At 59.6% G+C, this 21,639-nt stretch carries 25 protein-coding genes and 3 tRNA genes; 18 read left to right on the plus strand and 10 right to left on the minus strand.

The window, feature by feature from the left end:
• Position 1 precedes the first annotated feature (1 nt).
• Positions 2 to 77 (minus strand) — tRNA-Glu (locus GC131_04550).
• A 235-nt stretch (positions 78 to 312) separates the two neighbouring features.
• On the opposite strand from GC131_04550, the gene GC131_04555 reads away from it, so the two are divergent.
• Complete coding sequence (locus GC131_04555; protein MBI1273338.1) at positions 313 to 1,623, plus strand: hypothetical protein; 1,311 nt, start codon at positions 313 to 315, stop codon at positions 1,621 to 1,623.
• A gap of 82 nt (positions 1,624 to 1,705) precedes the next feature.
• Positions 1,706 to 3,382 (plus strand): energy-dependent translational throttle protein EttA, encoded by a 1,677-nt coding sequence (ettA, locus tag GC131_04560; protein ID MBI1273339.1) that lies wholly within the window; start codon positions 1,706 to 1,708, stop codon positions 3,380 to 3,382.
• Between the two features lie 7 nt (positions 3,383 to 3,389).
• Here ettA and GC131_04565 read toward each other — a convergent pair whose 3' ends face one another.
• The 3 genes from GC131_04565 to GC131_04575 are packed head-to-tail and all read right to left on the minus strand — an operon-like array spanning position 3,390 to position 5,678.
• A complete protein-coding gene (locus GC131_04565; GenBank protein MBI1273340.1) occupies positions 3,390 to 4,424 on the minus strand; it encodes a magnesium transporter in 1,035 nt (344 codons plus the stop codon).
• Positions 4,425 to 4,462: 38 nt separating this feature from the next.
• Complete coding sequence (folD, locus tag GC131_04570; GenBank protein MBI1273341.1) at positions 4,463 to 5,353, minus strand: bifunctional methylenetetrahydrofolate dehydrogenase/methenyltetrahydrofolate cyclohydrolase FolD; 891 nt, start codon at positions 5,351 to 5,353, stop codon at positions 4,463 to 4,465.
• Between the two features lie 13 nt (positions 5,354 to 5,366).
• On the minus strand, positions 5,367 to 5,678 hold the full coding sequence (locus GC131_04575) for a YggT family protein (GenBank protein MBI1273342.1): 312 nt from the start codon (positions 5,676 to 5,678) through the stop codon (positions 5,367 to 5,369).
• 223 nt (positions 5,679 to 5,901) lie between these two features.
• On the opposite strand from GC131_04575, the gene GC131_04580 reads away from it, so the two are divergent.
• Together GC131_04580 and GC131_04585 are read left to right on the plus strand one after the other, a co-directional pair.
• A tRNA-Ala gene (locus GC131_04580) sits at positions 5,902 to 5,977 on the plus strand.
• 38 nt (positions 5,978 to 6,015) lie between these two features.
• Positions 6,016 to 6,468 carry a hypothetical protein gene (locus GC131_04585; protein ID MBI1273343.1) on the plus strand — a complete coding sequence of 151 codons (453 nt, stop codon included), beginning with the start codon at positions 6,016 to 6,018 and terminating at the stop codon, positions 6,466 to 6,468.
• Positions 6,469 to 6,479: 11 nt separating this feature from the next.
• Here the strand turns inward: GC131_04585 and GC131_04590 are convergent, their stop codons facing one another.
• Positions 6,480 to 6,989, minus strand: a complete 510-nt coding sequence (locus GC131_04590) for a TrmH family RNA methyltransferase (GenBank protein MBI1273344.1) — start codon at positions 6,987 to 6,989, stop codon at positions 6,480 to 6,482.
• Between the two features lie 88 nt (positions 6,990 to 7,077).
• On the opposite strand from GC131_04590, the gene GC131_04595 reads away from it, so the two are divergent.
• The gene (locus tag GC131_04595) at positions 7,078 to 7,509 is read left to right on the plus strand and encodes a hypothetical protein (GenBank protein ID MBI1273345.1); all 432 of its coding nucleotides are present in this window, start codon (positions 7,078 to 7,080) and stop codon (positions 7,507 to 7,509) included.
• A gap of 2 nt (positions 7,510 to 7,511) precedes the next feature.
• Positions 7,512 to 8,582, plus strand: a complete 1,071-nt coding sequence (locus GC131_04600; protein ID MBI1273346.1) for a methyltransferase — start codon at positions 7,512 to 7,514, stop codon at positions 8,580 to 8,582.
• Positions 8,583 to 8,590: 8 nt separating this feature from the next.
• Here GC131_04600 and GC131_04605 read toward each other — a convergent pair whose 3' ends face one another.
• Positions 8,591 to 8,935 carry a hypothetical protein gene (locus GC131_04605; protein MBI1273347.1) on the minus strand — a complete coding sequence of 115 codons (345 nt, stop codon included), beginning with the start codon at positions 8,933 to 8,935 and terminating at the stop codon, positions 8,591 to 8,593.
• A gap of 2 nt (positions 8,936 to 8,937) precedes the next feature.
• Complete coding sequence (locus tag GC131_04610) at positions 8,938 to 9,243, minus strand: hypothetical protein (GenBank protein MBI1273348.1); 306 nt, start codon at positions 9,241 to 9,243, stop codon at positions 8,938 to 8,940.
• A 180-nt stretch (positions 9,244 to 9,423) separates the two neighbouring features.
• On the opposite strand from GC131_04610, the gene GC131_04615 reads away from it, so the two are divergent.
• From GC131_04615 to folE, 5 genes are all read left to right on the plus strand, one after another.
• Complete coding sequence (locus GC131_04615; GenBank protein ID MBI1273349.1) at positions 9,424 to 9,987, plus strand: DUF2147 domain-containing protein; 564 nt, start codon at positions 9,424 to 9,426, stop codon at positions 9,985 to 9,987.
• Positions 9,988 to 9,990: 3 nt separating this feature from the next.
• Positions 9,991 to 10,470 (plus strand): DUF2147 domain-containing protein, encoded by a 480-nt coding sequence (locus GC131_04620; protein MBI1273350.1) that lies wholly within the window; start codon positions 9,991 to 9,993, stop codon positions 10,468 to 10,470.
• 79 nt (positions 10,471 to 10,549) lie between these two features.
• Positions 10,550 to 11,167, plus strand: a complete 618-nt coding sequence (locus GC131_04625; protein ID MBI1273351.1) for a DUF47 family protein — start codon at positions 10,550 to 10,552, stop codon at positions 11,165 to 11,167.
• 4 nt (positions 11,168 to 11,171) lie between these two features.
• Complete coding sequence (locus GC131_04630) at positions 11,172 to 12,191, plus strand: inorganic phosphate transporter (GenBank protein ID MBI1273352.1); 1,020 nt, start codon at positions 11,172 to 11,174, stop codon at positions 12,189 to 12,191.
• Between the two features lie 26 nt (positions 12,192 to 12,217).
• The gene (folE, locus tag GC131_04635) at positions 12,218 to 12,829 is read left to right on the plus strand and encodes a GTP cyclohydrolase I FolE (GenBank protein MBI1273353.1); all 612 of its coding nucleotides are present in this window, start codon (positions 12,218 to 12,220) and stop codon (positions 12,827 to 12,829) included.
• A gap of 8 nt (positions 12,830 to 12,837) precedes the next feature.
• Here the strand turns inward: folE and GC131_04640 are convergent, their stop codons facing one another.
• On the minus strand, positions 12,838 to 13,413 hold the full coding sequence (locus GC131_04640; protein MBI1273354.1) for a GNAT family N-acetyltransferase: 576 nt from the start codon (positions 13,411 to 13,413) through the stop codon (positions 12,838 to 12,840).
• A 190-nt stretch (positions 13,414 to 13,603) separates the two neighbouring features.
• Positions 13,604 to 13,680, minus strand: a tRNA-Arg gene (locus GC131_04645).
• Positions 13,681 to 13,827: 147 nt separating this feature from the next.
• Between GC131_04645 and GC131_04650 the strand changes: the two genes are divergently transcribed.
• The 4 genes from GC131_04650 to GC131_04665 all read left to right on the plus strand — a co-directional run bounded on the left by GC131_04650 (position 13,828) and on the right by GC131_04665 (position 16,615).
• Positions 13,828 to 14,577: a glycosyltransferase gene (locus GC131_04650; GenBank protein MBI1273355.1), complete on the plus strand. Its 750-nt coding sequence runs from the start codon at positions 13,828 to 13,830 to the stop codon at positions 14,575 to 14,577.
• Positions 14,578 to 14,732: 155 nt separating this feature from the next.
• Positions 14,733 to 15,830: a hypothetical protein gene (locus GC131_04655; protein ID MBI1273356.1), complete on the plus strand. Its 1,098-nt coding sequence runs from the start codon at positions 14,733 to 14,735 to the stop codon at positions 15,828 to 15,830.
• Between the two features lie 173 nt (positions 15,831 to 16,003).
• On the plus strand, positions 16,004 to 16,318 hold the full coding sequence (gene rplU / locus GC131_04660) for a 50S ribosomal protein L21 (protein MBI1273357.1): 315 nt from the start codon (positions 16,004 to 16,006) through the stop codon (positions 16,316 to 16,318).
• Between the two features lie 27 nt (positions 16,319 to 16,345).
• Positions 16,346 to 16,615: a 50S ribosomal protein L27 gene (locus GC131_04665; protein MBI1273358.1), complete on the plus strand. Its 270-nt coding sequence runs from the start codon at positions 16,346 to 16,348 to the stop codon at positions 16,613 to 16,615.
• A 37-nt stretch (positions 16,616 to 16,652) separates the two neighbouring features.
• Here GC131_04665 and GC131_04670 read toward each other — a convergent pair whose 3' ends face one another.
• On the minus strand, positions 16,653 to 17,174 hold the full coding sequence (locus tag GC131_04670; protein MBI1273359.1) for a L,D-transpeptidase family protein: 522 nt from the start codon (positions 17,172 to 17,174) through the stop codon (positions 16,653 to 16,655).
• A gap of 92 nt (positions 17,175 to 17,266) precedes the next feature.
• On the opposite strand from GC131_04670, the gene GC131_04675 reads away from it, so the two are divergent.
• From GC131_04675 to lspA, 3 genes are read left to right on the plus strand one after another with little or no spacing between them, the layout of a single operon-like run.
• Positions 17,267 to 18,187 carry a bifunctional riboflavin kinase/FAD synthetase gene (locus GC131_04675; GenBank protein MBI1273360.1) on the plus strand — a complete coding sequence of 307 codons (921 nt, stop codon included), beginning with the start codon at positions 17,267 to 17,269 and terminating at the stop codon, positions 18,185 to 18,187.
• A gap of 42 nt (positions 18,188 to 18,229) precedes the next feature.
• On the plus strand, positions 18,230 to 21,127 hold the full coding sequence (locus GC131_04680) for an isoleucine--tRNA ligase (protein ID MBI1273361.1): 2,898 nt from the start codon (positions 18,230 to 18,232) through the stop codon (positions 21,125 to 21,127).
• Positions 21,085 to 21,621 (plus strand): signal peptidase II, encoded by a 537-nt coding sequence (gene lspA / locus GC131_04685; GenBank protein MBI1273362.1) that lies wholly within the window; start codon positions 21,085 to 21,087, stop codon positions 21,619 to 21,621. The genes GC131_04680 and lspA overlap by 43 nt, the downstream gene beginning before the upstream one ends.
• Positions 21,622 to 21,639: the final 18 nt, after the last annotated feature.

The raw sequence follows: 21,639 nt of genomic DNA on the forward strand, positions 1-21,639 counted from the left end.
ATGGCGTCCCCTACGGGATTCGAACCCGTGTTGTCGCCGTGAGAGGGCGATGTCCTGGGCCTCTAGACGAAGGGGACGAGGGGCCGGAAGGCGGTTGTTGTAGCCACACTGCCCCCGGCTAGCAAGCGAGCATAAAATCGCGGCTGCGCGCCGTTCGGCCGGAAACGCGTTTCTCGGCGAATCCGCAATACATATAACTGGTTGATGTATATATGAAAACATTGTTTTTTGTTAATTCTTTCCCAGTTTGTTGTATGGTACGGGCACAATAAGAACCCATATCGTTTTTTTCGGATTTTAAGGCCCCATTTCATGTCAGAGCCATCAGCCGCACTTGCCGCTCCCGCACCCGAACCGGTCGATAATTTTGACGATGCCGTTGCACGCGCACGGCTGAGAAAAAGTGCGAACCAAGCGAACCTGAGCCAGATCAGAAAGCGGCGCGGCGGCATCAAGCAATTCAAAAAAGACATAGCCGTTGAACCGCTCGCTTCGGAACAGGAGCGCGCGCTGTTTGAAAAACTATGGGCCCGCGTCCCGGCTGAAAAGTTTCAGGACGAAAATTATACCATCAGGGAAGCGCTGAGGGATTACGGCGAAGACCTTGTTGACGAATTTCGCACCGCCGGCCTGATCATGAAGGATGGCGACCCCGTTGATCGCTTCGCGCGCCGGGTCGATGAATATCACGGCAAGATCGCAAGCCTTTTCACCGACCCGGACGAGGTCGGCCCGGTCGATACATACTTCTCAATCCCCAGCAAAAGCAATTTCGACCGCGCGCTGATGGACGAAATCGGCCCGTACCGCGATTATTCGATCATGCTGCGCCACCCGGAAACGGGCGAAATCATCGGCGGCGTGGATTTCGTGGTCTATGCCCACAAGGAAGGCGTACCGACCGTACACACCAACTTTATTTTCACGGACCCGAAATTCTCGGGCATCGGGCTGATGGATCAGCTGCTGAAGATTCAGGACGAAGCGGTGCTCAAGTTCCTCGAGGAAAAGCGGCCAGAAGCGCTTGAACAGCACGGCGGCTTCCTGCGCTTCGGCGAGGTTGACGAACCGCATCTGATGGACCCGTATTATTATGCGCAGAACATGGCCAGCCTGACCGACCCGCTCGACAGGCTCGCCGCGGTAGGCGCGCATGGCTATGCGCCGCTGCGTTTCAACTATACCCAGCCCGCCCTCGATGAAGGCGGCGAACCGGTCACAAGCATGCGGTACCATGCCTCTTTCCGCAATGTGGTGAAGAAAAAGGGCGGCTTCACTCTCGGCGCCGAACAAACGCCCAAAGGCGTCATGGTCTCCGTTCTCATCAAGCATTTCAATGCGCTGTTCAAACAGAACATAGTCCCGGTCGAAGGCGACACAAGCGTCGATCAAATGATGAGTCAGCTGAAACCGCTGGCGGAAGAAAACAAGTATATACCGACCATATCCGCAGAAAACCGCAAGGATTATGTTAAAACGTGGCGGCAGCGCATCGGCACCATCATTAAAAGAATGAAAGGCCGCGAACTTACGGAAAACCGCACGATCGGCGAGATCTGGCACAACCGCGGCAAACTCGGGCTCGGATGGATGCATCTGCACCGTCCGCGCGGCCCGGTCTAGCGCACGAACCCCACCCCTTCGTTAGACAACACCCGCGCCATCTGCTAAACGGCTTCCATACGAAAACGAGGCGGAACGGCAAATGGCTGCGCAATATATCTATGTGATGAAGGGCCTGACCAAGGCCTTCCCCAACGGCAAAAAGGTGCTGGACGAAGTCTGGCTCTCTTTCTACCCCGGCGCCAAGATCGGCGTGCTCGGCCCCAACGGCGCGGGCAAATCTACGCTGATGAAAATCATGGCGGGGATGGATAAGGAATTTTCCGGCGAAGCATGGGTGGCCGACGGCGCCACGGTCGGTTACCTGGCGCAGGAACCGGAGCTCGATCCCAAATTGACGGTCGAGGAAAACGTGATGGCCGGCCTGGCCGAAACCAAGGGCCTGCTCGACCGGTTCGAGGATGTCAGCAACAAGCTGGGCGAGGTCACGGACCCGGACGAAATGCAAAAGCTGATTGATGAACAGGCCGCGCTGCAGGAAAAGATCGATGCCGCCGATGCGTGGGACCTTGGCCGCACGGTTGAAATCGCGCTCGATGCGCTGCGTTGCCCGCCGGGCGATGCCGATGTGACCAAGCTTTCGGGCGGTGAAAGGCGCCGTGTGGCGCTATGCCGCCTGCTTTTGCAGAAACCCGATTTGCTGCTGCTTGACGAACCGACCAACCACCTCGATGCCGAAAGCGTCGCATGGCTGCAAAAGCACATCTCGGAATATCCGGGTGCCGTCATCCTGGTCACGCATGACCGCTACTTCCTCGATCTCGTGACCAAATGGATCCTCGAGCTTGATCGCGGCAAGGGCATCCCCTACGAAGGCAATTATTCGGCATGGCTGGAACAGAAGCAAAAGCGGCTGGAACAGGAATCGCGCGAGGAAACCGGGCGTCAGAAAACGCTGGCGCGCGAGCTGGAATGGATCCGCTCTTCCCCCAAGGCGCGGCAGGCGAAAAGCAAGGCGCGTATCACCGCCTATGAAAACCTCGTGGCGCAGAACCGCGACCGCGCGCCCGAAAACGCGCAAATCGTCATCCCCGCCCCGCCCAAGCTCGGCAATGTCGTGATCGAAGCCGAAGGACTGCGCAAGGGCTTCGGCGACCGGCTTTTGATCGATAACCTTTCCTTCCGCTTGCCGCCGGGCGGCATCGTCGGCATCGTCGGGCCCAACGGCGCGGGCAAAACCACGCTGTTCCGCATGATCACGGAAACCGATAAACCCGATGGCGGCACGGTCAAGATCGGCGAAAGCGTCCAGCTCGGTTACATCGACCAGAACCGCGACGCGCTGAACAAGGACAAAACGGTGTGGGAGGAAATTTCCGACGGGCTCGATATCATCGAGCTTGGCAAGAAGCAGATGCAAAGCCGCGCTTATGTTGGCTCCTTCAACTTCAAGGGGCCGGATCAGCAAAAGAAGGTCGGCACGCTTTCGGGCGGCGAACGCAACCGCGTGCATATGGCCAAAATGCTGAAATCGGGCGCGAACGTTCTCCTGCTCGACGAACCGAGCAACGATCTCGATGTCGAAACGCTGCGCGCGCTCGAAGATGCGTTGATGGAATTTGCAGGCTGCGCCGTGGTGATCAGCCACGATCGCTGGTTCCTCGATCGCATCGCCACGCACATTCTGGCGTTCGAAGGCGACAGCCATGTCGAATGGTTCGAAGGCAATTATCAGGATTACGAACTTGACCGCCACCGCCGCCTCGGCACCGATGCCGACCAGCCGCATCGCATCAAATACAAGCCGCTGACGCGCTAATTGCGTATCAGAGCCAGCCGCGCCGCTTGAAATATATGAACGGGATGATCGCGGAAACGATGATCATGACCCACGCCAGCGCATAACCCCACGGTTCGTGCAATTCCGGCATATGGTCGAAATTCATGCCCCACACGCTGGCCAGCAGCGTGGGCGGCAGGAAGCCGACGGCGGTAACCGAGAAGATCTTGATGATGTTGTTCTGCTCGATATTGATCTGGCCGAGCGTGGCATCGAGCAAAAAGCCGGATTCGTGTGCCAAAAACTGCGCATGGTCGCTGAGCGAGCGCAAATCCCGGTCCAGAGTTTTAAAGCGCGTCAACTGCTCGCCGTGCAAGCGCGAAGTCACGATAGGCCCGAGGAACGCCATCATGCGCGTCAGGCCGGAAAGGCAATCGCGCACGCGGTGCACCATATCGCCCGATTGGCCGATGCCGCGTAAAATCTCGTTCAACCGTTCGGAATGATGCGGCCGTTCGCGGTCGGAACGGCGGCGGCGCACGCGCGGCGCGTGTTCGTCTTCCAGCAGATTGCTGCTGCCCGCCGGGTGGAACACCTTGCGCGAAAGATCATCAACATGCTTGCCGATCAGCTCGAGAATGTCGGCGGTGCGGTCGATGATTGCATCGAGCAAGCTGAGCATGCCGTCATCCACGGTGGCGAGCAGATCGGGCTGCTTGCGCACGCGGTGCGCGAACACGTCGATCGAGCGCGGCTCGGCGAAACGCAGGGTCACGAGGCAATGCGGCGCGAGCACGATCGTAAGGTCACTCACGCCCGGGTTCGGGGTTTCGGCGCCGATCAGCACCGCCGTGGTCAGGTACACGGCATTGCCTTCGGTATAAAGACGGCTCGAAGCTTCGATCTCCTCCATCTCCGACATGGTCGGCAGATCGATGCCAAGCGCCTTCGAAACCGCTTCGCGCTCGGCTTCGCCCGGCGTCAAAAGATCGACCCAGCAAACATTGGCCGGCAACGGGTCATTGGCCGTCAAACGCGTATCGTGGATCTGGCCGCTTGCACGGTAATAAGCCGTAATCATGCTTGCCTCCCGATCGTTTGTTGCTGGCTAGGGTTCAATCAAAGCGTAATGTTATGCTGCGCGCATGCTGCTTGTAGCGTATTTCGCAGCAAACAGGCAATCGTCATCGGCCCGACCCCGCCCGGCACGGGCGTGATGGCCCCGGCCACCGCGGCGGCTTCGGTAAAGGCCACATCGCCCGCAAGCCTGTTTTTGCCGGTTTTGGGGTCTTCGATGCGGTTGATGCCCACATCAATCACCGTGGCGCCGGGCTTGATCCAGTCGCCCTTGATCATCTCGGCCCGCCCGGCGGCGGCAACCAGAATATCGGCCTGCCTGCAAACATCGGGCAGATTCTGCGTTTTGGAATGGGCGATGGTGACCGTGCAATCGGCCTGCAGCAGCAATTGCGCCACCGGCTTCCCGACGATGTTCGAGCGCCCGACCACGACCGCATGTTTCCCCGCCAGGTTTTCATGCACCTCGCGCAGCAGCACAAGGCAACCCGTGGGCGTGCAGGCCACGAGCGCGGGCAAGCCGGTCGCCAGCCGCCCGGCATTGACGGGGTGAAACCCGTCCACATCCTTGGCGGGTTCGATGGCTTCGATCACCGCCTGCGCATCCAGCCCCCCAGTTGTTGTTTGTGGCAAGGGCATTTGCACCAATATGCCGTGCACGGCGCTGTTTTCGTTCAGCCGGCGCACGAGCTGCATCAAATCGGCCTGCTTGGTATCGGCCGGAAGATGGTGGGGGAAAGAAGCCATGCCAACTTCGGCCACCGCCTTTTCCTTGTTGCCCACATAAACCTTGCTGGCCGGGTCTTCGCCCACCAGCACGACCGCGAGCCCCGGCTGCACGCCGTATTTTTCGCGCAACACCGCGACCTGCGCGCCCACCTCGCCGCGCAATTTTGCCGCCACCGCCTTGCCATCAATCACGCGCGCAGACATGCCCAAGGGCCCCCTATACGCCAAGCGCGAATGCGAGGCGTTGAATGACCATCCGCAAGAACATGATCCCGAAGATCACGATCAGCGGCGAAAGATCGACCCCGCCGATGGCGGGCAAAATGCCGCGCACGCGGCGCAGCACCGGTTCGGTCAAACGGTGCAGGAAATCCCCCACCGCATAAACGAAACGGTTGCTTGTGTTGACGATGTTGAAAGCGACAAGCCAGCTAAGAATGACCGAGGCGATCAGCACCCACACGTAAAGATCGAGCACCATGTCGATCACCGTCAAAAGCGGCCCAAGAATGATATCGAAAAGCCCCATGGCGTTCCCCCAAAGAAAAAGCGCGGTTGCAGGCAAGTTAGCCGCCCGCGCCCGCGCTGGCAAGTTAATTTATGCTTCTTTATCAATATGATAGCTATTTGTTCGAGCCGCTTCGTCCCCGCGCGACCGCTGCGGGGCGGAATCGGCGGGGAGCGGAAAAACCGCATCGGCGCTTGCACGGACGGCGCGAAAATGGCTATTACTGTCGTCCGTTTTCTGGAACGGGCCTGTAGCTCAGCTGGGAGAGCGCGTCGTTCGCAATGACGAGGTCGTCGGTTCGATCCCGATCAGGTCCACCACCCTTCGCCTCCATGTGATAAAGTTACACAGGACCTTTATGGCCATGGACATTTCCCAGATCATCTTTCCAGCAATACTTGGCGCATTAGGCTTTTTTATATCGCACTTCCTAGTTTACCCTATCTTGGAACTTGAAAAACTCCGGCAGGAAATTCATCAAAAAATTATAGAATATGGAAATATTTGGGGACTCCCACAACAAAATCACCCTGAATTTAAATACTTTATTGAGCGCATGAGAAATGCCGCCAACGACTATCGTGTCCTCGCATCCCGCTTGGAGGCATTTCAAGAGAATGTTGAGAATTATTGCCCAGCCAAGTATTTCCTAGTGGAACACAGGGGATATAATTTTACGGATGCATGTAAGGGGTTATGGGCTCTGGAATCTGATGCATTAGAACCAGAAAGTGAGTTTAGAAATGAACAAATAGATAAAATTAGAAAAGCACTAAAAATTAGAAACGTCTCAGAGAAGACAAGACCATAAACAATATATAATTATCTCCCCCTCCCCCTCTTCAAATCTTCGTCTGCGATACCGCCCGGCATGATCGGGCGGGGAGCGTGGCGGCCGAGCGTGATAAGCCGGTCATACATCACCATCGCGCCGGCGATCCCGACATTCACGCAGAATTTGGTGGGGATCTTCACGATATGCGCGCAGCGCGCCACCATTTCAGGCGAAAGGCTGCCAAGTTCGGGCCCCAGAACATAGGCCGCCTGCTGCGGGTGGCGGAAGCTGGGCAAATCCACCGCCTCGCTCATCAATTCAATGCCAACAAGCTGGCAATCTTCCGGCAGGCGCATGCCCGCCACATCTCTGTACTTATAAAAAGGCAAATGCCCGCCTGCGTGGGATGTGTCGGTGGCGTTCAGCTCGGCTTCGCTCAGCGCGGCGTTGACGGTGAAGAAAAAGCTGGCGCCGAAGGCATGGGCCGAGCGCACGAGGTTGCCCACATTGCCCGCCTTGCTGATGCTTTCAACCCCGATCCCGAAATAACCGCGCATAAACGCCCCCATAAGCGGCCTTTCCACGGCAGGCCCGAGCCGGTACACTTGCAATACATCATCCTAACGCAGCTTGCACGCGCCATCCATGTCAAAGCTTGACCCCGCCTTTCTCGCCCGCGCCACCTATAAATTCTGGCATGACGACCAGGTGCGCTTCAGCGACCTTGATGCGCTTGGCCACGCCAACAACCTTTCGATCGCCCAGTATTTCGAGAATATCCGCGTCAGCATGTTCATGAAGGCGATGCCGGAATGGCCGCATTGCAACGGCATTTTCGTGCTCGTGCACATCAGCGCCGATTATCTGAGCGAGCTGCATTATCCCGCGCTGGTGCAAACCGGGCTGAAGGTCACCGGCTTCGGCGCCAGTTCGATGAAGATGGCATCGGCCGTCTTCCGGGATGAAACGGTGGTCGCTGCCTGCGAAACCGTTTCCGTCTTCATCGATGAAACCACGCGCAAGCCGGTCACAATACCACAGGATATGCGCGGCAAAATCCTCGCCATCGCGGGCTGAAGATGACAAACGCGGTTTGCCGGCATTTTCCCGCCTGCGGCGGCTGCCGCCTGCAGGATATGGCGCCCGAAGCCTACCGTGCGCACAAGCTCGCGGGCGTGTGCGAACAGCTCGACCGCACCGGGCTTGCACATATTGCGCTTACGGGCCCGGAAAGCAGCCCGCCGCGCACAAGGCGGCGCGCGGCTTTTGCGCTGCGCCACACCTCTTCGGGCATCGTCGCCGGTTTCAACGGCTGGCGCAGCCATGACATTATCGATCTGCAGGAATGCCATATTCTGTGCCCCGCGCTGTTCGCGCTGCTCGAAAAACTGCGCGCGCATCTTGCCGCCTGGCTGCCCAAAGGTAAAACCTGCGATGCGCGCGCGACCTTGATCGGCGATGATATAGACCTCGTGCTCGTCGGCGGCCCGCCGCTTGAACTGGAACAGCGCCGGCAACTCGCGGCGCTGGCCGAAAAACTGGGCGTCGCGCGGCTCGGCTGGCGCAAGTGGGATCGCGGCCCGACCGAGCCGGTCGCGCAGCTGCGTCCGCTCATGGTCACTTTTCCGCACGGCAGCGTGCGTTTCCCGCCCGGCGGTTTTTTGCAAGCGACGGCGGAGGGCGAACGCGCGCTGGCCAATATCGCCGTCGCGGCAACGGCAAAAGACCGGAAAATCGTTGATCTTTTCTGCGGCATCGGCACCTTCGCGCTTTCGCTTGAACCGGAAAAACAAATCTATGCGGTGGATGGCGACGAAGCCGCGGTCGCGGTTTTGCGCGAAGCCGCGCGCGCCAATCTGAAGGCGGAGGCACGCAATCTTTCCGGCAACCCGCTCGATGTGCTTGAGCTGAAAGGCTATGACGCGGCAATTATCGATCCGCCGCGCGATGGCGCGCGGGCGCAAATACGGCAACTGGCGAAATCAGCCGTGCGGACCATCGTCAGCATAAGCTGCGATGCCGCCAGCTTCGCGCGCGATATGAAAATATTGCACGACGGCGGCTATCGTTGCGAAAGCGCGCATGTGGTTGACCAATTTTTGTGGTCAGCCCATATCGAATTGGCGGCCGTGGCCGAACGCGCAGGATAGCCGGCGCGCTACTTCTTTTCTTCGGCCTTTTCGCCTTCGGCGGCTTCACCTTCGGCGGGCTTGGCCTTTTCCGGATTGATGGTGATTCCGGCCTTTTTCAGCTCCGTGACGATGCCTTGCGCGTGCTTGTTGCCCGCTTCCGCGAGATGCAGGGTGCCGACCGCCAGCGCATCGAGCTGGCCTTGCACCTTCGCGCCGCGTTCGACGGAAACCTGCTGGCCGTCGTAAACCTTTTTCAACGCAGCGCGGTCGATCAAAATCTGCTGCATCTGAAAGCCAACAAGAATAAAAAGCGAAAGCGCGAGCGCGGCAACAAGCCACAGCAAACGATCAAGCGTTACCTCGGTCTTCATGGCTACTTTCCTTTCTTGGTATCGGGCGCGGGGGCGGCGGGCTGTTCATCCGCGAACTGAAGGCCCTGTTCCTTCAGGAACGCCCTGACCTGCGTGTCCTTTTCCTTCACGGCGGCATTGGCGAGCGCCTGCAGCAAGCTCTGATAGACCTGCGCGAAGGTGTTTGCGGCATTAATCTGCTGGCTGCGCTGGCTGATATCTGTCTGCAACGAACGGTTGCCGTTGACGAATATGACGTTGGCCAGAACCATCAGCAGCGTAAGTCCGCTGATGATTGCGGCGGCAAGAAACGTAACGCGGTTGTTCATGATCATGCTCCGGAAGGTCGATGGCCACCACAGGGCGACACATGGAAGAAACTAGCGGTATCATTTAACATCTTGATTCGCAACGCAATGGGCATTATTGGGACATATTCACACCCCATTATTGCCATCTTGGCGGGCTAACGTAGCATGTTTTATTATTGTCACTTCGTAGGTTAGGGCATGAGCTTGCCGCCATTCCGCATTGTTGCCTCCACCCTGTTCACAAGCCTCCTGCTCGCTGCCGTGCCATTCCTGCCACAGGCCCGCGCGCAAGAAGGCGTGGAGCCGGTCGATCAAACCACGGCGGCGTTCGCTGAAATCACCGGCATGTGGTTGACCGAAGGCGGCGAAGGCGGCGTGGAATTGTACCGCTGCGAGGAAAAACTGTGCGGCCGTTTTGTTTGGCTCGGACCCGACGATCCCGACCCGGCCAGCGATGAAGGCCGCGACAACCGCAACCCGGATCCGACCAAGCGCAAGCGCCCGCTTTGTGGTATGCAGTTCATGGGCGGGTTCGAATTTTCATCCTACGGCACTTTTGATAATGGCTGGATCTACAGCCCGCGCCACGGCAACAATTTCAGCGCGCGCATCGTTCCCGTCGATCACGACCACATCAAGCTACGCGGCTACTTCCTGATGCCCATGCTGGGGCAAGACCAAATCTGGACCCGCAAGAACGACATGCCGCGCTGCCGCACTTCCGAAGACGCTGCTCAACCACCGCCAGAAGAAGGTATATAAACCATGATGAAATTTCCTGCCGCCATGCTCGCCCTTGCTGTCTTCGCCGCGCCCGCTTTCGCGGCGCCACCGGATATCGCTGCGGTCGAAGGGTTGTGGCTCACGGGCAAAAAGGATGCGGGGGTCGAGCTCTACCGCTGCGAAAACCACCCGGAAGAATTATGCGGCCGCCTGCACTGGCTCGGCATCAAGGATCCGTCCCCGAATGAAGAAAAGGGCCAGGACATAAAAAATCCGGACAAGAAAAAGCGCGGCCAGCCTTTGTGCGGCATGCAATTTGTCGGCGGGTTCGAACCCGATGAAGACGGCAGCTTTTCCAGCGGCTGGCTCTACAATCCGCGTAACGGCTTTAAATACAGCGGCCGCATCACACCGCAGGGCAAGGATAAACTGCTGCTGCGCGGCTATATCATCATCTCCGCCATAGGCGAGGAAGAAGTCTGGACCCGCGAACCGCGCCTGCCGGAATGCCGGAAGAAATAGCGGCACAAGCCGGTTGACTCATCCAGCCGCAGCAACCATGATCCGCACGTCCGATCAACCCCATGGATGAGGGGGACGCATGCCGAACCTTCTGCCGCGTCAGGAACAATTTTTTGAACTTTTTCTCGAACAGGCGGGCCTGATAGTCGCCGCTGCCGAAAAACTGGCGCAAGGCGTGCAAGGCAAGCCGCCCGGGCTGGCCGTTACAGCCAGCGAGATAGCGGAGCTTGAAAGCGCGGGCGATGCTGCCGTGGCCGCCTTGAACGAAAGGCTGGGCAGCAGCTTTTTCACCCCGCTCGATCCCGAAGATATCCTTGCGCTCACCCATGCGCTCGATGACATCATCGATGGCATCGAGGATACTGCACACCGCCTCGCCGCCTATCATATTGACCCGGTGCCAAAGCCGGTGATCCGGTTGTGCGAGGTTGTAGAAAGCTGCGCCGGGCATTTGCACGCCGCATTGATCGCACTCAAAGGCAAGCAACCGACCGCAAACCACTGCGCCGGAATGTTCGCGCTCGATAAAACCGCGAAGGATATCAACCGCGGCGCGGTCGCGGAACTTCTGAACAGCGAGGGGAATCCGATGCTGGCCATGAAGCTGCGCGAGATATACGGTTTTCTCAATCGCACGATGGATGCGTGCGAAGCGGCGGCGGCCACGCTGCAGCATGTGCATGTGAAGAACGGCTAAAGGCATGGACGGCGCCCTCGTCCTGACCATCGCGATCGTCATCGTCGCGCTCGCGTTCGATTTCATCAACGGCTTTCACGATGCCGCCAACTCCATCGCCACCGTCGTCGCCACCCGCGTGCTTTCGCCGTTCAAGGCCGTGCTGTGGGCCGCCTGCTTCAATTTTGCCGCGCTGTTCGTGTTCGATACCGGGGTGGCGAAAACCGTCGGCAGCGGCATGGTCGATCTTAATTTCGTCACGCCCTATGTCATCCTCGCGGGGCTGCTCGGCGCCATCGCATGGGATCTGCTCACCTGGTGGTGGAAGCTGCCCAGCAGTTCGTCGCACGCGCTGATCGGCGGCTATGCCGGTTCGGCCATGGCCAACGCGGCGGCGGTGGGCGGTATCGGCCAGAGCCTCGATGTCATCATCGCCTCGGGCTGGACCAAAACGCTTATGTTCATCGTGCTGGCGCCCACCATCGGCATGTTGCTGGCGCACATACTTATGCTTGCCGTCGTCTGGCTGTTCCATCGTGTGGGCCGCCGTTTCGCAGGCAAGCTGTTCGGCAAACTGCAACTGCTTTCCTCGGCGCTGCTCAGCCTCAGCCACGGCGGCAACGATGCACAAAAAACCGCCGGCATTATCGCCGGCGCGCTATTCGCCTCCGGCTACATGACGGAATTTCATATCCCCTATTGGGTTCTGATCTGCGCCTACAGCGCCATCGCGCTCGGCACCGCCGCAGGCGGCTGGCGCATTGTTCACACCATGGGCACGCGGCTCACGCGGCTGCAGCCGCATAGCGGCTTCTGCGCCGAAACTGCGGCGGCGCTTTCGATCATGCTGGCGACCTCGCTGAAGCTGCCAATCTCGACCACCCACACCATCACGGGCGCGATTGTCGGCGTCGGCTCGATGCAGCGCGTAAAGGCGGTGCGCTGGGGCGTCGCGGTTAACATATTGTGGGCATGGATATTAACGATCCCGATGGCGGGCCTGATCGGCTGGCTTTCGATGTGGGCAATACATTTCTTCCTTTAGTGGCCCGTTTGCTGTATGAAAATGTGATGAAGAAAGCTTTCTCTATCGTCAATGAAAACACCCCGCCCGGCGCGCGCCCTTCGCGCACCGAGGCGATGGATGCCGTGAAAACGCTGATCGCGTGGGCGGGCGATGACCCCGCGCGCGAAGGTTTGCGCGATACCCCGCGCCGCGTCGTCGATGCCTATCTGGAATTTTTTGCGGGCTACGATATGGACCCGGATGAAATCCTTTCCCGCACCTTCGAAGAAGTGGGCGGCTATGACGGCATCGTGCTCGTCAAGGATATCGAGTTGCACTCGCACTGCGAACATCACATGGTGCCGTTCATCGGCCGGGCACATATCGGCTATTTGCCCGACAAGCGCGTCGTCGGCATCAGCAAGCTCGCGCGGCTGGTCGAGGTTTATGCAAGGCGGCTGCAAATCCAGGAAGCCATGACGGCGCAAATCGCCGACACCATCCAGCGCGTGCTGCAGCCGCGCGGCGTCGCCGTTGTGATCGAAGCTTCGCACCAGTGCATGACCACGCGCGGCGCCCGCAAGGCCGAAGCCAGCACGGTGACCAGCCACATGCGCGGCGCCTTCCGCCGCGACCCGCGCGCACGGGCCGAATTCATGGATTTGATAAGGCAGTAACCGAAGGGCTAGCCGCCTCTTTCGCCCGGCCTAGGTTCAGGCACCGATGCCTTGTTGATGGCCTCCGGCCTTACGGGGCCGGATGAGAAAACAAGGTAGCCGTGGCGATCAACCTCGCCCGTATGAACGAAACCGTTGCGCTCAGCGGCCTTGATCGAGGCATGGTTGTCGCTCTTGATGGTTGTAATAATATCGCCGTTAAAATCCTCCAGATATTTCATTCTGGCCTGATAAAATTTATCCACCAGCCCATGCCCCCTGTATTGCGGGGCAATTTCGGAACCCGCCAGAAGCGCGGTAACGCGGCCATCGTTGTCGACGGTAAAATCTATCGAACTCTGGCCGACCAGCTTGTCCCCGTCCCAAAGACCGAACATGACGAAGGGCGGAGATTGCCTGCCGATGGTTTGCTGAAAAAGGTCTTTCCAGGTTTGCTCGTCGTCCAGGTTCTTGCCTTGCAAAAAACCTTTGAACATATGGGGATCGTCAAGGCCTTTGTAAAAATCCCTATAGGCGCGCCAATCGTCAAATGTAATCGGCCGGACAGTTAGATGCGTATGTTTGCCTGAAGCGTGATTGCTCATAATCTTTTTTCATCTTAAAAATCTTCAAATATTCTAGAAATGCATGATTAAGGAAAAAATAATTTTCATGGTTAATGGCCGGTTAAAAAAACCGCGCCACACATATCGCGCATTTTTTGAAAGCAAAAGATCGTCTGCCTGAAATATTTCGCAGCCACATGCCGTGCGCCAACGTGTCGTGATGGAAAAATGGCGCACCCGAAGAGATTCGAACTCCTAACCCCCAGATTCGTAGTCTGGTGCTCTATCCAGTTGAGCTACGGGTGCTTGCGCTAGCGGGCGCCGGCAAGCCGGCCCCCCCGAGGCGGCGCACCATAGCCAAAAGCGGGGCCGGGCGTCAATCGAATAGCCCAAAAGCGTCACTATTTACCTGTTTTCCTTGCCTTGGCCGCTTCCGGCATTATAACCGCTGTCATGCCCGAAGCCCCGCCCCTGCTCTCCGTCGTCATCGCCGTGCATAACGAAGCCGGCAACGTCATGCCGCTGGCGGGCGAGGTGGCGCGCGCGCTCGAAGGCGCGCCGCAGATCGCGGAGCAATATGAAATCGTTTTCGTCGATGACGGCTGCACCGACAGCACCGCGCTGGAAATCCGCCACCTTATGACAGCCGATGCGCGCATACGCCTTGTAGTACACGAACACCGCACGGGCCTCAGCGCCGCCATTCGCAGCGGCGTGCGCCACGCAAGCGCGCCCTGGATCATGACCTGCGACGGTGACGGGCAGAACGACCCGGCCGATATGCCGCGCCTTGCCGCGCGCGCATGGGAAGGCGGACAGGATGCCGGCGTCATCGTTTGCGGCTGGCGCACGAACCGGCAGGATAGCTGGCGCAAACGCATGGCCAGCCGTTTCGCCAACGCGGTGCGGAAGGCTGTGTTGCACGATGGCTGCCCCGATACGGGTTGCAGACTGAAGCTGTTCCGGCGCGATACCTATCTTATGCTGCCGTTTTTCAACGGGCTGCACCGCTTCATGCCCGCCTTGTTCCGGCACTACGGGCATACGGTCATCAACATGCCGGTCAATGACCGGCCGCGGCGGCTTGGTGTTTCCAAATCCGATATCGTCGGGCGCGGGCTTAAGGGGCTCGCGGATCTGCTGGGCGTTTACTGGCTGCTACGGCGCACACCCAAAGCCCACAAGGCGACTGAAACGCACTAGCGTCCTCCCGCTTTGCCGGGCCCGCGCGATCATGCTAAACCTGAAACGCCTTACGAATCCCCCTATTACGGAGCACCGCTCTGCTAAGCAGCAGCCCAAAAAAACGCCCAGCGAAGCAACCCGCCGTAAAACGGAAAGCGGCGGGCAAAAGCCCTATGGTGCCGCTTCTGCGCCCGGCACTCCCGACCGCAACACAACTCAGCCCCTATCTGCGCCGCATCGATAAGGCCCGGTGGTACAGCAATTTCGGCGAGCTGCAGGGCGAACTTGAAACACGGCTCGCGCGCCATTTTAACGTTTTGCGCGAAAATATCGCGCTGTTCGCAAACGGCACGCTTGCGCTTACCTGCGCGCTGCAGGCCATGAACCGCGGCAGCGGCACATGCCTGATGCCGTCATGGACCTTCGCCGCAACGCCCGGCGCCGCCATCGCGGCCGGCATGAAAGTGCATTTCGCGGACGTGCACGCCGATACCTGGGCGCTTGATCCCGATACGACGGCGCAACGCACCGACCTGCACAAATTCTCCGCCATCGTCGCAGTGTCGCCGTTCGGCGCCGCGCTCGATCATGTGGCATGGGAAAAATTCACGGCCAAGACAGGCCTTCCGGTTTTAATCGACGGCGCGGCGGCCTTCGATAGCGTCGCGACCAAGAAAAACGCGGCCATCGGCAACACACCGGTTATGATCAGCCTGCACGCGACCAAATGCTTCGGCATCGGCGAAGGCGGGTTGCTGCTTTCCCGGAACCCCGAATTTATCGCGCGCGCACGGCAATGGGGCAATTTCGGTTTTCTCGGCGCGCCGGTGGCCGATCTTCCCGGCGGCAACGCCAAGCTTTCCGAATATGGCGCCGCGATCGGCCTTGCCGCGCTCGATAACTGGGGCTGGCGCCGCCGCCAGCTGGCGCAGGCGGCAGCGGCCTATGCCGGGAAAATCGCGAAGGTCCCGGGCATCAAAACCGCGCCCGGTTTCAACGATGGTTCGGTTTCCAATTCCTGCAACGTCCTGACCCCGATGCCGGCTCCCAAGCTGGCCGAACAGTTGGCGGCGGCCGGGATCAGCACCCGGCGCTGGTGGGGCGATGGATGCCATGCCCACCCCGCATACAAAAACCTAATGCGCGACCCCATGCCGGTAACCGACAAATTGGCCCGCCACACCATCGGGCTGCCCTTTTTCCACGATCTCGACCGCGCGGGCATGCAGCAAGTGGTTAACGCGTTAACCACTGCCCTCGAAAGCCAATAAACCTGATTTATCCTGCATTTTTGGCCCCGGCCCCTGCTTTATATTGACAAGGGCGCTTTATTTCGGCATTTAAGCGCCTCTTGCGGCCTTGGGCGCTTTGGCGGCCCTGTGCCCGCATAAACAATCAGACAATCCCGGTTGCCCAAAGGCTTTCCGGGGCTTGGGTGGATAAAATGTTCGCAGTGGTGAAGGCCGGCGGCAAGCAATTCAAAGTTGCCGAAGGCGATGTGATTGAAGTTGACAGCCAGCTCGATGGCGAAATCGGCAGCAAGCTTGAACTTGCCGACGTGCTGATGGTCTATGCCGACGGCAAAGCCAAGCTCGGCAGCCCCACCGTTGCGGGCGCCAAGGTGACGGCCGAGGTCGTGAGCCGTGGCCGCAGCCGCAAGGTTATCGTTTTCAAGAAGAAGCGTCGGCAGAACTACCGCCGCAAGAACACCCACCGTCAGGATCTGACCGTTATCCGCATCACCGGCATCGCTGCCTGATCGAACGGCCAAGCAGAGGATTAAACCATGGCACATAAGAAAGCAGGCGGCAGCTCATCCAACGGTCGCGATACCGCAGGCCGGCGCCTTGGCGTCAAATTGTTCGGCGGCCAGACGGCGCAGCCCGGCGCGATCATCATCCGCCAGCGCGGCACCAAGTTCCACCCCGGCACCAACGTTGGCATTGGCCGCGATCACACGATCTTCGCCAAGGTCGAAGGCCGCGTGAAGTTCCGCATTTCCTCCGGCGGGCGCACTTACGTGTCGGTTGAAACCAAGGCCGCTGCAGCCAAGTAACCTCCGGGCTGCTTTCCATCGTAACTTTTTTGTCTCGTTAAGCCGGCGGCATAACCGTCAACCGGCTGCCGGGCGCGCACGACTTCAATAGCGCCAGTAAATCTTCGCGCCTCAGCGCCACGCATCCCTGCGTGGGCGTAAAATCCGGCCGCGCGACATGCATGAAAATCGCGCTGCCTTTGCCCGGCACCACCGGGCTGTCGTTGTAGCCCAGAACAACCAGCACATCGTAAATTTCATCCTCGCGCCAAAGCTTTTCATGGCTTGCGGTGAAGGGCAGCTTCACGGGGCCGTTGTATTGCGCATGGTCCGGCGCGTCGCACCAGCCGTCGTCATGCGCGATAGCGCGCAAAGGCAAAGCCGTTTCCGGTTTTGGTAAACGGTCCGCGCGGTACAATACTTCGCGCAGCAAAAACGTTCCCGTCGGCGTTCCGCCGTCGCCTTCGCATTTCTTATCCACAATGCCGGCCGGGCCCAAGGCGCAAGGAAATTCGGCGCTGCCGCATTTCAGCGTACCGGTGGTGACGCCCCTGCCTTGTGCTGCTACAACTATATCCATGAAGTGATTCTTACATCCTGTTTCACCGGAACTATTTTTGCGCAGCCAGGCTGTCTTTGCAATGTCTGCTGCAACCAAAGAGCAACCAGGTCATGCCTACAACATCTCTTAGCGGCGTTTACGCACTTGGCAATTTCGATGGCCTGCATCGCGGGCATCAGGCCGTGCTGCGCACGGCGATCGAAAAGGCGCGCGCGCTGAACACCTTCCCCGCCGGCATGACGTTCGAACCGCACCCCCGCCGCCTGTTCAAACCCGAACAGCCGCATTTCCGCCTCACGCCCGCTTCGGTCAAACACAATCTTTTGCTCAATTACGGCATGCAGCAGGTTCATGTCATTCCCTTCACGCCCGATTTTGCGGCACGTACAGCCGAACAGTTCGCGCGCGAAACCCTGTTCGAAGAATACCGCGTGCGGCATATCGTTACCGGTTCCGATTTCGTTTTCGGCAAGGATCGCGGCGGCAACGCAGCGCTGCTGCGCTCGTGGCTCGAACCGTTCGGGATAGGCGTCACGGCGGTTGAACCCGTGCTCGATCCCGGCGGCGAACGCTACGCCGCCACCCGCATACGCGAATGTTTGCAGCAAGGCGATGCGCGCGCGGCTGCCGCCATGCTCGGCCGCGCATGGTCGATCATGGGCGAAGTCGTACATCATGACGGGCGCGGCGGCAGCATGGGCTTTCCCACCGCCAACATATCGCTCGGCGATTACCTGCGCCCGAAACGCGGCGTCTATGCCGTGATGGCCTGCAAGGAAGACTGCACCTATCGCTTTCCCGGCGTTGCCAACATCGGCGTGCGCCCGACAGTGGACGGCACGACCGAATTGCTGGAATTCCACCTGTTCGATTTTTCCGACGATTTATACGGCCAGACCTGGTGGGTTGAGCTGATCGATTTCCTGCGCCCGGAGGAGAAGTTCCCCTCCCTCGCCGCATTAAAGGCCCAGATTTCAAAGGATTGCGGCACCGCACGGCAAGCCCTGCAGCAGCCGCTGAGGCTGGCCTGATAGCTTTGATTTTCGCGGCGGATTGTGGTCTAAACAGGCCCCATGACCAACCGCGATTACAAAGACACCGTCTTCCTTCCCAAGACCGGCTTCCCCATGCGCGGAGCGCTGGCACAGAAGGAGCCTGAACTGCTCGGCCGCTGGCGGCAAATGGGCCTGTACCAGAAAATCCGCACGCAAGCCAAGACGCAGGGCGGCGAGAAATTTTTGCTGCACGACGGGCCGCCCTACGCCAACGGCAACATCCATATCGGCCACGCACTCAACAAAATCCTGAAGGACATCGTCAATCGCACCGCGCAAATGACGGGCAAGGATACCGCCTACGTTCCCGGGTGGGATTGCCACGGCCTGCCGATTGAATGGAAGATCGAGGAACAATACCGCGCCAAGGGCAAAGACAAGGACCAGGTGCCGGTGCTGCAGTTCCGCGCCGAATGCCGCAACTTCGCTCAACACTGGATGAATGTGCAGAGCGAGGAATTCCAGCGGCTCGGCGTGCTCGGCGATTGGGAAAATCCCTACAGCACCATGACGCGCGCCGCCGAAGCGCAGATCGTGCGCGAGATCCACAAATTCCTTCTGAACGGCTTGCTCTATAAGGGCGCGCGGCCGGTGCTTTGGTCGGTGGTCGAAAAGACCGCGCTGGCGGAAGCCGAAGTGGAATACCACGATCACAAATCGACCACGATCTTCGTGAAGTTTCCGGTCGCGAAGGCCGCGAACGCCAAACTGAAAGATGCGAGCATCGTTATCTGGACCACCACGCCATGGACCATACCCGGCAACCGCGCCATTGCCTTCGGTGATTTCGAATACGAGATGTTTCACGTGAAACATGTGGCCGAAGGTGCGGGCGCAAAAGCGGGCGACGTGCTTGTGGCGGCAAAGGAATTGCGCGCCAAATTCTGCGCGGCCGCCGGTATCGAGGAAGCGGAAACGCTTGCCGCGCTGCAAGCCTCGGACCTTGCAGGCACCGTATGCGCACACCCTTTCCGCGGCAACCCGCAGGCCGGCGGTTATTACGATTTCGATGTGCCGTTGCTGGCGGGCGATTTCGTTACCACCGAACAGGGCACCGGCTTCGTGCATATCGCGCCCGGCCATGGCGAGGACGATTTCAACCTCGGCCGCGCCAACAATATCGAGGTGCCGGACATGCTGGCGGACGATGGCAGCTACCGCCCCTGGGTCGGGCTGTTCGCGGGCAAGCTGGTCTATAAGCAGGACGGCAAGGTAGGCGACGCCAACGGCGGCGTGATCAAGGCGCTGGCGGAAGCCGGGTGCCTTATGGGCAAGGCCAACATTACGCACGCCTACCCGCATTCGTGGCGTTCGAAAGCGCCGCTGATCTTCCGCACCACGCCGCAATGGTTTATCGCGATGGACAAGGCGCCGAAGGGCCAAAAGGAAACCTTGCGCGAAACGGCGATGCGCGCGATCGGGGAAACCCGCTGGGTCCCCGGCGTGGGCGAAAACCGGATCCGCGGCATGATCGAAAGCCGCCCGGACTGGTGCATCAGCCGCCAGCGCGCATGGGGCGTGCCGATCGCGCTGTTCACCAGCAAGCAAAGCGGCGAGGTGTTGCAGGATAAAGACGTGCTCGAACGCATTGCGCAGGCCTTCGCCAAGGATGGCGCGGACGCATGGTACAGCCATGACGCGCAGGAATTCCTTGGCGATAAATACAAGGCGGCGGATTACGAACAGGTGTTCGATATCGTCGATGTGTGGTTCGAATCCGGATCGACCCACACTTTCGTACTTGATCGCATGAACGGCGCCGGCGTTTGGCCCGATCTCGACTGGCCCGCGACGCTGTATCTGGAAGGATCGGACCAGCATCGCGGCTGGTTCCATTCATCGCTGCTCGAATCCTGCGGCACGCGCGGGCGCGCGCCTTACGAAGGCGTGCTGACGCACGGCTTCACGCTCGATGAACAGGGCCGCAAGATGTCAAAATCGCTCGGCAACGTGATCGCCCCGCAAACCATCACCGACCAGATGGGCGCGGATATTTTACGTCTTTGGGTCGCGTCTTCCGATTACACGCAGGATCTGCGCATCGGGCCCGAGATATTGAAGCAGACGGGCGAGCTTTACCGCCGCATGCGCAACACGTTGCGCTATCTTTTGGGCGCGCTGGACGGAATAAGCGCCGCCGAGCGCGTGCCGCACACGGAAATGCCGGAGCTTGAGCGCTGGGTGCTGCACCGGTTGGTGGAGGTCGATGCGACCATCCGCAAGGCGATCACCGATCTCGATTTCACGCGCATGCTGACCGAACTGCACAATTTCTGCGCCACCGATCTTTCCGCCTTCTATTTCGACGTGCGCAAGGACAGCTTGTATTGCGACAGCTTCGACCATCTGCACCGCCGCGCCGGGCGCACGGTGATGGAGCAGCTTTTCGATTGCCTGGTCGCGTGGCTCGCGCCGCTTGCCTGCTTCACGGCCGAAGAAGCATGGTTGCAGCGCCATGAAGGCAGCGAAGGCAGTGTGCATTTACAGCAGTTCCCCGTGATCCCCGCCGCATGGCGCGACGACGCGCTGGCGAAAAAGTGGGAAACCGTGCGCGCCGCACGCCGCGTGGTGACGGGCGCGATGGAACTGGCGCGCAACGAGCGCAAGATCGGATCCAGCTTGCAGGCGCACCCGACCGTCTATGTCGATGCGGCAACCGCAGGGATTTTGAAATCCATGTACTTCACGACGCTTTGCATCGCTTCAGACCTGACCATCAGCACGGACAAGCCGCCGGAAGGCGCCTTTACACTGGAAGATGTGCCGGGCGCCGCGACCGTGATCGGCATGGCGCAGGGCGGCAAGTGCGAACGGTGCTGGCGCGTTTTGCCGGAAGTGGGGAGCCATGCCGGCGCACCGACACTTTGCACACGATGCAACGACACCGTCGCCAAGCTCGATCAGCAGGCGGCGTGATGCGCGCGCGCCCGGCCCGGCCCCGCCTTTTTACGCATGCGCTTCTGCTGGCGTTCGTTATTCTTTCAAGCGACCTCGCAACCAAATGGTACGTAGAACATCTGTTGGCAGAGACCGGGCCGATGATCGAGATCGCGCCGTTCTTCAACCTCGTGCTGAACTGGAACCGTGGCGTCAGCTTCGGGCTTTTGTATAACCACCACGACATGATGCCGGCGGCGCTGACCGCCGTGGCGGGCTTGATCACATGCGCGCTGTTGGCATGGCTGTGGCGCGCGGAGCAGCGATTGCTCGCCTTCGGGCTCGGGCTTACGGTCGGCGGCGCGCTTGGAAACATCGCGGACCGGGTACGCTTCGGCGCGGTGCGCGATTTCCTTGATTTTCATGCTTTTGGCTGGCACTGGCCGGCCTTCAACGTGGCTGACAGCGCCGTTGTGATAGGCGTATGCCTGATTTTGCTGGACGGTCTGGCCAGAAGGCCGGACAATCGCTAGAATCGCCTTTAACCGCAA

The sequence above is a fragment of the Alphaproteobacteria bacterium genome (assembly GCA_016124955.1).
GTDB lineage: Bacteria > Pseudomonadota > Alphaproteobacteria > UBA9219 > RFNS01 > RI-461.

Bases quoted from the DNA above. Each gene is read 5' to 3' on its own strand.
- GC131_04665 (MBI1273358.1), top strand. From the start codon at position 16,346: ATGGCACATAAGAAAGCAGGCGGCAGCTCATCCAACGGTCGCGATACC.
- GC131_04625 (MBI1273351.1), top strand. From the start codon at position 10,550: ATGCCGAACCTTCTGCCGCGTCAGGAACAATTTTTTGAACTTTTTCTC.
- GC131_04565 (MBI1273340.1), bottom strand. From the start codon at position 4,424: ATGATTACGGCTTATTACCGTGCAAGCGGCCAGATCCACGATACGCGT.
- GC131_04640 (MBI1273354.1), bottom strand. From the start codon at position 13,413: ATGAGCAATCACGCTTCAGGCAAACATACGCATCTAACTGTCCGGCCG.
- lspA (MBI1273362.1), top strand. From the start codon at position 21,085: ATGCAACGACACCGTCGCCAAGCTCGATCAGCAGGCGGCGTGATGCGC.
- GC131_04575 (MBI1273342.1), bottom strand. From the start codon at position 5,678: ATGGGGCTTTTCGATATCATTCTTGGGCCGCTTTTGACGGTGATCGAC.
- GC131_04630 (MBI1273352.1), top strand. From the start codon at position 11,172: ATGGACGGCGCCCTCGTCCTGACCATCGCGATCGTCATCGTCGCGCTC.
- rplU (MBI1273357.1), top strand. From the start codon at position 16,004: ATGTTCGCAGTGGTGAAGGCCGGCGGCAAGCAATTCAAAGTTGCCGAA.
- GC131_04680 (MBI1273361.1), top strand. From the start codon at position 18,230: ATGACCAACCGCGATTACAAAGACACCGTCTTCCTTCCCAAGACCGGC.
- GC131_04620 (MBI1273350.1), top strand. From the start codon at position 9,991: ATGATGAAATTTCCTGCCGCCATGCTCGCCCTTGCTGTCTTCGCCGCG.
- GC131_04650 (MBI1273355.1), top strand. From the start codon at position 13,828: ATGCCCGAAGCCCCGCCCCTGCTCTCCGTCGTCATCGCCGTGCATAAC.
- GC131_04595 (MBI1273345.1), top strand. From the start codon at position 7,078: ATGTCAAAGCTTGACCCCGCCTTTCTCGCCCGCGCCACCTATAAATTC.
- folE (MBI1273353.1), top strand. From the start codon at position 12,218: ATGAAGAAAGCTTTCTCTATCGTCAATGAAAACACCCCGCCCGGCGCG.
- folD (MBI1273341.1), bottom strand. From the start codon at position 5,353: ATGTCTGCGCGCGTGATTGATGGCAAGGCGGTGGCGGCAAAATTGCGC.
- GC131_04585 (MBI1273343.1), top strand. From the start codon at position 6,016: ATGGCCATGGACATTTCCCAGATCATCTTTCCAGCAATACTTGGCGCA.
- GC131_04670 (MBI1273359.1), bottom strand. From the start codon at position 17,174: ATGGATATAGTTGTAGCAGCACAAGGCAGGGGCGTCACCACCGGTACG.
- GC131_04655 (MBI1273356.1), top strand. From the start codon at position 14,733: ATGGTGCCGCTTCTGCGCCCGGCACTCCCGACCGCAACACAACTCAGC.
- GC131_04615 (MBI1273349.1), top strand. From the start codon at position 9,424: ATGAGCTTGCCGCCATTCCGCATTGTTGCCTCCACCCTGTTCACAAGC.
- GC131_04590 (MBI1273344.1), bottom strand. From the start codon at position 6,989: ATGCGCGGTTATTTCGGGATCGGGGTTGAAAGCATCAGCAAGGCGGGC.
- GC131_04605 (MBI1273347.1), bottom strand. From the start codon at position 8,935: ATGAAGACCGAGGTAACGCTTGATCGTTTGCTGTGGCTTGTTGCCGCG.
- ettA (MBI1273339.1), top strand. From the start codon at position 1,706: ATGGCTGCGCAATATATCTATGTGATGAAGGGCCTGACCAAGGCCTTC.
- GC131_04600 (MBI1273346.1), top strand. From the start codon at position 7,512: ATGACAAACGCGGTTTGCCGGCATTTTCCCGCCTGCGGCGGCTGCCGC.
- GC131_04610 (MBI1273348.1), bottom strand. From the start codon at position 9,243: ATGAACAACCGCGTTACGTTTCTTGCCGCCGCAATCATCAGCGGACTT.
- GC131_04555 (MBI1273338.1), top strand. From the start codon at position 313: ATGTCAGAGCCATCAGCCGCACTTGCCGCTCCCGCACCCGAACCGGTC.
- GC131_04675 (MBI1273360.1), top strand. From the start codon at position 17,267: ATGCCTACAACATCTCTTAGCGGCGTTTACGCACTTGGCAATTTCGAT.